Annotated in this window: 9 protein-coding genes and 1 pseudogene; 3 read left to right on the top strand and 7 right to left on the bottom strand. The window is 63.0% G+C overall.

Going from position 1 to position 8651, the window contains the following annotated elements:
* The first annotated feature begins 328 nt into the window (after positions 1–328).
* Together MLGJGCBP_RS50475 and MLGJGCBP_RS50470 are read left to right on the top strand one after the other, a co-directional pair.
* A complete protein-coding gene (locus tag MLGJGCBP_RS50475; RefSeq protein WP_201453039.1) occupies positions 329–469 on the top strand; it encodes a hypothetical protein in 141 nt (46 codons plus the stop codon).
* Between the two features lie 5 nt (positions 470–474).
* Positions 475–900 carry a transposase gene (locus tag MLGJGCBP_RS50470; RefSeq protein WP_201453038.1) on the top strand — a complete coding sequence of 142 codons (426 nt, stop codon included), beginning with the start codon at positions 475–477 and terminating at the stop codon, positions 898–900.
* A gap of 7 nt (positions 901–907) precedes the next feature.
* Here MLGJGCBP_RS50470 and MLGJGCBP_RS11830 read toward each other — a convergent pair whose 3' ends face one another.
* The 7 genes and pseudogenes from MLGJGCBP_RS11830 to MLGJGCBP_RS51655 all read right to left on the bottom strand — a co-directional run.
* Positions 908–1696, bottom strand: coding sequence for an enoyl-CoA hydratase/isomerase family protein (locus MLGJGCBP_RS11830; RefSeq protein ID WP_160095754.1), 789 nt, complete (start codon positions 1694–1696; stop codon positions 908–910).
* A 248-nt stretch (positions 1697–1944) separates the two neighbouring features.
* Complete coding sequence (locus MLGJGCBP_RS54265; RefSeq protein ID WP_160095752.1) at positions 1945–2154, bottom strand: MaoC/PaaZ C-terminal domain-containing protein; 210 nt, start codon at positions 2152–2154, stop codon at positions 1945–1947.
* Between the two features lie 76 nt (positions 2155–2230).
* Complete coding sequence (locus MLGJGCBP_RS11820) at positions 2231–4027, bottom strand: AMP-dependent synthetase/ligase (protein WP_160095750.1); 1797 nt, start codon at positions 4025–4027, stop codon at positions 2231–2233.
* Positions 4028–4108: 81 nt separating this feature from the next.
* Positions 4109–4915 carry an SDR family NAD(P)-dependent oxidoreductase gene (locus MLGJGCBP_RS11815; RefSeq protein WP_160095748.1) on the bottom strand — a complete coding sequence of 269 codons (807 nt, stop codon included), beginning with the start codon at positions 4913–4915 and terminating at the stop codon, positions 4109–4111.
* A gap of 56 nt (positions 4916–4971) precedes the next feature.
* Entirely contained in the window at positions 4972–5481 is a 510-nt protein-coding gene (locus MLGJGCBP_RS11810) for a PaaI family thioesterase (RefSeq protein WP_160095746.1), read from the bottom strand.
* A gap of 500 nt (positions 5482–5981) precedes the next feature.
* Positions 5982–7136, bottom strand: coding sequence for an acyl-CoA dehydrogenase family protein (locus MLGJGCBP_RS11805; RefSeq protein ID WP_201453040.1), 1155 nt, complete (start codon positions 7134–7136; stop codon positions 5982–5984).
* Positions 7137–8009: 873 nt separating this feature from the next.
* Positions 8010–8473, bottom strand: a pseudogene (locus MLGJGCBP_RS51655) (IS701 family transposase); the annotation flags it as partial.
* A 50-nt stretch (positions 8474–8523) separates the two neighbouring features.
* Here MLGJGCBP_RS51655 and MLGJGCBP_RS11800 point away from each other — a divergent pair.
* Positions 8524–8651, top strand: a 128-nt coding sequence (locus MLGJGCBP_RS11800; protein WP_160093679.1) for an SDR family NAD(P)-dependent oxidoreductase, incomplete at its 3' end; no start/stop codon positions are given.

Raw genomic sequence — 8651 nt, 5'->3', positions numbered from 1 at the left:
ATCGGAAATCTCGTTGGCACGCAACACGGGGACAGTCTCGAGCATCCAACCGCCAATATTTGGCAGACACGCTCTAGGACGATCGGTGAGCAGAACCGCGAGAATATCTGCCTGATCGCCAGGACGTCCCTGCTGACTGGAACACCACCGCGTTCTCCACGTGGAGCCTGTCCACGCTCACCGAGCATCTGATCGCCAGGAAGGCGGTGCCGGCGATCAATCGGGAAACGCTGCGCCGGATCCCGCGCGGCAAGGTCACCTGGCAGGCCACCACCACCACGTGGAAGGCGTCCACTGATCCGGACTTTGTTGCCAGATTCACGCGATCTTGGACCTGTACGACAATTCACCGGAAGATGGGCGGGTGGTCTGCGTCGACGAGTTCGGCCCTCTGAACCCGAAGCCCAGCAAGGACAAGTTGCTGGCGCACACCGCCAACGCGCGACGTATTTCCGCCACGACGGTGTGATGCACATGCTCGCCGCACTCGCCTTGCCCAGCGGCAGAATGTATTACCGCATCCGGCCACGCAAACGCTCCCGCGAGTTCCTCCACCAGCTCAAGGCGATGCGGTCCCGCTGGCCCGGGGAAAAGCTGTATGTGGTGCTCGACAACTTCTCCCCGCACCGACACCCCTCGGTCGGCGACTGGCCCGCATCCAATGACGTGGAGTTGGTGTTCCTACCCACGTACGGGTCGTGGCTGAACTGGATCGAGTCCGAGTTCGCGGCGCTGCGGTACTTCGCGTTGAACGGGACCGACCATCGCAATCACGCCGAACAGAACTCCGCGATCGCCACCTACATGCGGTGGCGCGATGCTCACGTCGAACCGAAGATCACGTTCGCACCAGACTCACCGATCCGTTCGTGGACCGAGTACCCGGCCAAGGTTGCCTGACAAGTCACTACCGCCCCATAAATCGTGGGGTACGTCGCTCCACGAAGGACCGGGGACCCTCCGCCGCATCCTCGCTGGCGAAGACGCGCGCGGCCAGTTCGGCCTCGATCATGAACGGACGCTCCATCGCGGCCGCCTTCATGACGATCTCCTTGGTCGCCCGGACGGCGAGCGGTCCCGAGGCGCAGATCCTCTCGGCGACACGCAACGCCTCCACCTGCAGGTCAGCAGCCGGGACCACCCGATTGACCAAACCGGCCTGAGCCGCGCGGTGTGCGTCGATCGGACTACCCATGAGCAGCAACTCCATCGCGATCGCCCAGGGAATCTGGTGCGCGAGCCGCGTCACCGTTCCTTGGGCACCAACCAGGCCGAGCGTGGCCTCGGGGGTCCGGAAGGTGGCGTGCTCCGCGGCGATCCGGACATCGGTACCCAGCAGGAGTTCCATCCCACCCGCGATGCAGGCACCGTTCACCGCTGCGATGATCGGCGTGTACACCTCCGAGAGGATCCGCTTGGAGGGATCGGGGATGACCGCGCTCAGGTCCCCGGTGGTCAGCGTCGGAATGAGTTCCCTGAGGTCACCCCCGGCGCAGAATACGTCTGCGCCCGCCCCGGTCAACACTGCAACTCGGATATTGTCGTCGGCCTCGATCTCGTCGAAGACCTCCCGCAAACGCTGAAACATCGCGGCCGTGATCGCGTTGCCCACCGATGGCCGGTTGAGCGTCACCACACAGATCCCATCGGATCGATCGACAAGAATCGGCTCGGATCCGACATCACTACTGTTCATTCGCTGAACCTCACTGACTGATTGAAGGAGCGGTCACTTCCGGACGTCCGCGTACCGCTGTCGAACGAGCGCAGCCGCGTCGATCGTGAGGACGCGTGTCGACCCCATGTCGATCGCACCGTGCCACCGGACCACTGCCCGGCCGTCCGACCGTAGCCGAACCTCGAGCGGCACCATGGAGCCCGTCAACGTGTCGCCGGCTCAAGCCGGCGAACTCAAGCGCATCTCGCGAAAGCCCAGTCCGGCCATCATTTCCGTGGCACCGAGCACTGCCCGGAACTGAAGGACCTGGAGATCGCCAGCACGTGCGCGCCACTGGCCACCAGGCCACCGAATTCCGATACTGCAGCAACCTCTCTGTCGAGGTGAAACGGGAACGGATCCCACTTGCTCGCGAACTCGATGATCTCGTCCCCACTCAGGTACCAGGATCCCAGTCCGATCCGCTGACCGACCACGAAGTCCTCGGCAAAGATCGTGGGTCCGCCGACGTGACTCGGGGTGCATACTCACCGAACCGACCCGACCCGCACTCTATGCATTCTTGTAGAGCGCATCGATGATCGTGGCGTATTTGTTCACGACGGCACCTCGCTTGAGCTTGAGTGTCGGCGTGAGCTCGTCACCACCCGGGACCCAGTCCTGCTCGAGCACTCGGTACCGTTTGATCTGTTCCGGGCGAGACAGATTGGCGTTGGCTGCGGCAACGGCTGCATCGAGTTCTGCCACCACCTCGGGATGGTGAATCAGCTCGGCAACGCGGTGCGCGGACAGGCCCTTTCCGACTGCGAATCGCCGAAGCTCCTCTGGGTCCAGGACCAGGAGTGCCACGTTGTACGGGCGCCGGTCCCCCACGGCAACCGCGTGATTGACGAGGCGAGTCGCTCTGGTGAGTTCACTCTGGATGAGGGTCGGCGACATGTTCTTGCCGGCCGCATTGATGATGATGTCCTTCTTGCGGTCGACGATGCGCAGGTACCCGTCCTCCTCGATCTGTGCGACGTCGCCGGTGTGGAGCCACCCGTCGGCATCGATCGCCTCAGCGGTGCGCTCGGGCATCCCGCGGTAGCCACTCATAACGTTGGCACCCTTGAAGAGGATCTCACCGTCGTCGGCGAGTCGCACCGTGACACCGTCGAGCGGCGGCCCGACGGTTCCGAATCTAACCCGCGACGGCGGGTTCGCGGTGCAGACTGCCGAGGACTCACTCATCCCGAATGCCTCGCCGACCGGAACCCCGATGGCATGGAAGAACTCGACCATCTCCGACTCGACGGGCGCGCCACCGACGATGGCGGACACGATGCGATCGAGCCCGACCTGCCGCTTGAGGTGGCTCAGCAGCGCCGCGTCCTCCGGCGTGGTTGTCGAGTCCGGCCGATCGAGTCCCGCGGCGAACGCTTGCTGTTCGGCACGGACCCGTTCGATCCCCAAGTCGATTACCCGGCGGAACTGCGCCCGGCGGCTCTCGTCGACGTCGTCGTTCGCCGCATCGAGAATGTTGGTGCGCAACTTCTCCCACACTCGGGGGGTCGAGGCGAAGAAGCTCGGGCGCGCAGCGACGAGACCGTCGAGAACACGCGCGGGATCGCCGCAGACGCTGATGCTGAAGCCCAGCATCATGGCGACGTAGTGATCCATCATGCGGGCCATCGCGTGTGCCATCGGCAGGAACGAGAGTTGATTCGCGCCAGCAGGGATCTCCATGCGATCGGCGAGCGTCCGCATGGCGAAGGTGATGTTTGAGTGGGTGAGCTCCACGCCCTTCGGCGTGCCGGTGGTGCCTGCGGTGTAGACGAGCGTGACGACCTCGTCGGGCGAGACCTCGGCGGCGGCAGCAGCGAGGTCGAGACTCGGATCGGCCCGCTCGACCAAGGTGGCCCAGTCGAGCAGCGAATGCTCGTCGGTGGACATCAGCACGACCATCTCGACGAGAGAATCGAGTTCGAGTGCCCGATCGAAGAACGCCGCCTCCGTGATCACAGCTCTCGCACCGGAGTTCTCCAACACGAAACGCATCGCGTCGAGGGAGGCACTGTTGTATAGCGAGAAACAGGTGATCCCGAGATGAAGCGCAGCCGAGTCCACGAAGTGGAACTCGCGTCGTGAAGTGAACATCACCGCGATCGTGTCGCCGCGCCGGAGGCCCAGTGCGCGAAGCACCCCTGCCGCGGTTCGGACCTCCTCGGCGTATTCCGACCATGTCAGCGGCGGCAGTTCGTCCTGTGCGTTGAAGGCAATCTGCTCGGGGAACTCCCGCACGGTGAGCTGAAATGCCTCTGCCAGCGTACTGGCGTGAAATGCCTTGGGCCTATCTAGATGATTAGTCATTACTCGTCCTTCCGGAGTTGTGCGGGTTGGGTGGCGGTCGCCGACGCCGAGCTCCTGTTCGCTCGCTCGACCGCTGACCCGTCAGTTGACGATTTCGTTGAGAGCACGATCGATGTCCTCCGGCGACCAGGTCTCGCGCGTCACCCCGTTGTCGGGGAAGGCGGCCAGGTTCATCACCTTGAGGTCGTGCTTCTCCAGTCGTAGGACCTGTCCGGTGAATCGGACCCGGTCGCTCATCAGGTACACCGCGAGTGGTGCCACCTCGTCGGGGACGGGAAGTTCGGTGTAATCGATTCCAGGGATGGGATTCTCGGTTAGCATGGGGGTCTGGGCACTGGGCGCGATGGCGTTCACGTAGACACCATGTTTAGCCAGGTCCACGGCCCAGCCGTACGTCAGTGAGGACACCCCACCCTTGGTCGCAGCGTATGCGCTCGTGCGTGCGCGCCCGAGGTGGGCCGTGGAGGTGACGTTGACAATTCGGCCACCACCGAGCCGAACCATGGCACGGGCGGCGTGAGTCCCGACGAACGCCGTTCCGAGCAGGTTCGTCTCGACGAGGCGTCGGTAATCCTCCTCGCGATCTTCGAGAAGGTTGCCCATGTGCATGATTGCCGCATTGTTGACCACCGCATCGACCGCGCCGAATTCGTCGACGCACAACTCGACGAGAGCCTGAGCAGTGTCCCAATCTGCGACCGATCCGACGTGGGCGACGGCTCTCCCGCCTCGATCCACGATCTCCGACACGACAGCCTGCGCTCCTTCGGGATTGACATCGTTGACCACGACGGCCGCCCCCGACGCAGCAGCTGCGAGCGCATAACTTCTACCCAGCCCCTGGCCCCCGCCCGTGATGACGACGGACTGGTCGTCCAGAATTCCCATTGGCTCATATCTCTTTCGGGTCGGTGATTTGAGAGCGCTCCAGCCCGGAACGCGACTCAGTGTTTCGTTTCGATGAACAGAGCTTCCGCTTCCACGCAGAGCGTTTCGCCGTCGCGGATGCTACCCCTCAGGTATCGCTTGCGTCCGGACTCGGCGGTGAACGCTGCCTCCAGGGTCAATGGCGTGTCGATCGGCGTGATCGAGCGATAAGAGACATTGAGGTACGCCGTGCGTGCCGCAGGACGTTCCCAGGACGCCAAGGTTCCCAGCAACTCGTCGAAAATCAGCGGGATTGCCCCACCGTGCACGGCTGCGATCCCCAGATAGAAACGCCCGAAACGGATCTCGGCTCTAAGGCTGTGGTGATCACGTTCCACAACCTCGAACCTCGGCGTCAACGACTGGCCGCGAGTCGGGTGATCTGGGAGATTGGCGAAGTCCTGTTCACCCTCACTCACCTGGACTGCGGCCAGCCGAGCCGACTGGAACTCCAGGACTCCAGCCAACTCCCGTGCGTGCGCCGGGGAGATCTTCGCACCGGCCAGCAGGTCCTGGAAGTCGCGCATCCGATCGACAAGCTCCGGAAAGACCGAACCTCGGAGATCCGGAACAGGCCTTACGCCTCCCTCGCTCGTCGAGGCAACCGGTCGGTGCGTACTCGTGTCCATCTCACTTGCTCCCAGAATGTCTCTCGGTGATGCGCGGACAGGATGCCCGCCCTGAGAACCGGACCAAGCTGTCGTTTATTTTGAGAATACTTGACTCAAATCAGGGAGTCAACGGTTCGGTAAGGAATAGAGCGCTCCGGATCCAGAGTCATCAATACGCTTGAGGGCATTCGCATCCGACGTCATCCGGTGGGGAAGAAACACGCCCGCGCAGTAACTTTCGCACCAGCATCCAGACACTGAAAGCACCCGCCTGCGCAGACCCGACACAATCCACTTCGGCTCACAATTGCTTTGTCCCGAGGGCTGAAAGCCCTCGGGACAAATGGATCCCGGTACCGCCACCGAATGACTCCCGCGCTCGCCCACACCTGCGGTCTCACGAATACGGGGACAGGTCAGTACGACTTGGGCAGACCCAGGGAGTGCTCGGCTACGAAATTGAGTACCATTTCACGGGAGACGGGTGCAACCTGAAGCAACCGCGCCAGCCACCACATGTCGGTCAGGCCGTACTCTAGGGCGAAGCCGTTGCCGCCGTGCACCTGAATGGCACTGTCGAGACAATGCACACTGGCCTCCGCTGCGAGGAACTTGGCCATGTTGGCGGACTCTCCGGCCTGCAGGCCGGCGTCGTACAACCTGGCCGCCTTCTCCAACATGAGCCGAGCAGCTTCCAACTCCACCTTCGCTTGCGCCATGGGATGCGCCACCGCTTGGTGTGTGCCGATGGGCACACCCCAGACCGCCCGCTCCTTGACGTAGCGCGAAGCCTTGTCCAGCGCGTAACGACCGATGCCGACACTGAATGCGGCTCCGAGGACGCGTTCAGGATTCAGGCCGTCGAAGACAGCCCTGAATCCACGATGCAACTCCCCGACCAGCCGATCCGGACCGAGCTCCACATCCTCGAGGAACAATGTCCATTGCCGGTCCGGCGCCTGCAAGGCCGTGGGAATCGGTTGGCGAGTCAGTCCCGGCGCATGCGCGTCGACGATGAACAGCGAGAGCTGCCCCTTGTTGGTGCGCTCGTCCGTACCGGTGCGCGCGACGACGAGAATTGCATCCGCATCATCGACCCCGGAGATGAAGGTCTTCACACCTGAGAGCACGTAGTTCCCGCCCTCCACCCGGGCGCTGGTCGCGATACCCTGCGAGTTCGACCCCGAGTTCGACTCCGTCAGCGCGAAGGAAAACTTGAGCGTCCCCGCAGCGAGGCCACGCAGCCAGCGCTCCTTCTGCTCATCCGTGCCGTACCTAGCGAGGATACTTCCGGCGATCGACTGCGAGTAGACCAGCGGCTGCAGGGGACACCCGACCGCCGCCAGCTCCTCGGCCACGATCGCCAGCTGCCACAACGTTCCACCGCCACCGCCGTACTCCTCTGGCAGGCTGATCCCCAGGAAGCCCAGTTCCGCGAGCGCCTGCCACAGCTCGGTGACCGGCTCGCCCGCCTTGGTCCTGGCCATGAAGTACTCGTGGTCGAATTTCTTGCCCACGTCTGCCACGACCTGACGCAAGCTGACATCGTCCTCCGACGAGACCAGGTCAATGACGGGTGCGTTGGTGTTCACTCTTCTCCCTACATCTTGCGCTAGACGACGATCACGGTCGCATGTCCCGAATCCGACCCACTCACCCCCGATTGGGTGAACGTTCGTTCTCGGAACGAGAGTATAAACGAATGAGACACAATGTCCACCACTTTCCGACACCCGAACCACGCCACACACCAATCGAGAGCGATCGTTCACGCCGAGACCGCCCCTGCGTGCGCGGCAACGATCAACGACAGGGACCGGAACCCACCCGCCATCTCCGGCCGCCGCCAGCATCAACAAGCCTCCACAGGCACCGCACCACGAAGGCTTTCACCAACTAGAACTAACAAGCCTTCTCCATTTTGCAACCATATGTCTTTAAATAGCCAGAAGGGGTGCCGATTGAGCGACGACATCACGCGAGGATCCTGAGCCTGCGCATCCACACTCGTCCGCTGAACAGACTGACTCTAGTGCGAGCTAGCGGGTCGGCCATCGGGCAGACCCGTGACCTCTGCCAGTTCGACGGTGGCGTGCAAGAAGCACGGCGACCACTTCAGATCGGGATCGGCGACTGGACCGGCGCCGGTGGTAGCGGCGGGCGGTGAGCACTCCACGACCCAGGACATCCGAGTCCTGCGCAGATCGTGCCCTCATCCGTTGACCGGGAGGGTAGATCATCCGCCAGGCTGTGGCCGATCACCGAGAGCGCGATGACCGGCCGTCGACGTCGTTGCTCGAGGAGAACCGGCGTCTGACGAAGGAGAACGCCGAGCTGCGCCGTGTCAACGACGTATTACATGCGGTGAGTGCGTTTTCGCGTCCGAGATCGACCCGACCGGGAGGAGGTTATGAATGCGTTGTCGCGAACCGCCCAGACACACACCGCTTACCTTTCGGCCGGATGTCGACGACCGCCCAGTCGGGGGGCCCGGGAGCGTCACCGCAGCTGATCCGGTGCCATCCGGCTGCGAGCAACTCGGCGATCACGGTATGGGCGGGCGCTGCCGCAGATCCATCGAGATGACATCTGTGACTTGGTGATGGCGACGTGTGCCACACCACGAGATTCGAGCCATATCCGGCGTCTGCCGTCCTGAGCGTACGCCTCGTCGCCGGTACGCCGTTCGAACGGCATACCCACGTCGAGCTGCTTTCGATTATCGATTGAGCCACTTCGGGTTTCGCCGTATAGCGCACTTCGTCGTCGATCGTCGACAACGACCTCACGCACATCCATCACGCAGCCCGTCGCAGTCCCAGGAATTGCAGTTCAGCAGCGGCCGCATACCCTCCGGCCCCGCATCACTGCACGCTGATTTACGATCGAGCCGGTTCATCGCCTGCCGGTCGATCGACCATCATCAATATTTCTCGAAGAGTGAGGTCTGAAATCGAAATGAGTTCGCATCAATTTGACGGCAAGGTTGCCATCGTCACCGGGGCCGGTGCAGGAATGGGACGCGCACATGCCCGACTTCTGGCCTCGCTCGGGGCGTCCGTGGTCGTCAACGACGTCGGCGACGC

The organism is Rhodococcus sp. T7 (assembly GCF_009872365.1).
GTDB lineage: Bacteria > Actinomycetota > Actinomycetes > Mycobacteriales > Mycobacteriaceae > Rhodococcus_F.
Note: the sequence above shows the minus strand (reverse complement) of the source record. Positions and strands in the feature narration are given on the sequence as shown.